This window comes from Mesorhizobium norvegicum (assembly GCF_004919685.1).
GTDB lineage: Bacteria > Pseudomonadota > Alphaproteobacteria > Rhizobiales > Rhizobiaceae > Mesorhizobium > Mesorhizobium norvegicum.
The window spans coordinates 1-1032 of the sequence record NZ_SMYZ01000118.1; the positions used below are offsets into that span (position 1 = coordinate 1).

Below are 1032 nucleotides of genomic sequence, written 5' to 3' on the forward strand. Positions count from 1 at the left end.
TGTGAGCTTTCGGGAGGTTGTCCATTCGGACCGGACGGAGGAGACTGGAGTTACCAGGCTTCAGCATCCACCGGAGGGTCCGAATGAACATCCACAAGAATGCCCGTCTCACGCCTTTGCGTCGAGAGGAGATGGCGCTTTCGGTGATAGAAGGCGCTTTTTCCCAAGCCCATGCGTCGCGCGTCTACGGCGTGTCGGCCAAGATCGTGGCGCGCTGGGTCGAGCGCTATAAGGCCGAAGGGCGCGCCGGCATGGTCGACCGTTCCTCGCGGCCCGCCCATATGCCACAGACCACCGCTGTGTCGATCGCCGAGCGCATCGTGGCGCTGCGGCGGCAACGTTGGACCGGCCAGCACATCGCCATGGAGGTCGGCGTCTCGTCCGCCACCGTCAGCCGGGTTCTCAAGCGTGCTGGACTGTCGCGGCTGAAGGATATCGAGCCGGCCGAACCGATCCGGCGCTACGAGCGCGAGCATCCCGGCGAGATGATCCATATCGACATCAAGAAGCTCGGCCGCTTCAGCCAGGTTGGCCATCGCATCACCGGCGATCCGCAAAAGGGCAAGTCCCGCGGCGCCGGCTGGGAGTTCGTCCATGTCTGCATCGACGACGCCTCCCGCATCGCCTTCTCGCAGATCCTGCCCAACGAGAAACAAGAGAGCGCCGTCGCCTTCCTCAAGGCGGCGGTCGCCTACTACGCCAGCCTCGGCGTCGCGATAGCGCGCGTCATGACCGACAACGGCTCCTGCTACAGATCGAAGGCCTTCGCCAAGGCCTGCCGCGATCTCGGTCTCAAGCATGTCAGGACAAGACCCTATACACCCAAGACCAATGGCAAGGCCGAGCGCTTCATCCAGACGGCGCTGCGCGAATGGGCCTACGCCATTGCCTACCAGACATCCGATCACCGCGCCGCCGAACTGCCTGTCTGGCTGCACAGATACAATTGGCATCGCCCACACGGCAGCCTAAAATCAAAACCACCTATCAGTCGCCTCGACCTAACCGAGGACAACCTGTTGAGGCTCCACA

At 63.0% G+C, this 1032-nt stretch carries 1 protein-coding gene; it reads left to right on the plus strand.

Annotation, left to right across the window (positions count from 1 at the left end; genetic code table 11):
* Positions 1-83: 83 nt before the first annotated feature.
* The coding region (locus FCU66_RS36735; protein ID WP_136622785.1) for an IS481 family transposase at positions 84-1032 on the plus strand (949 nt) is incomplete at its 3' end.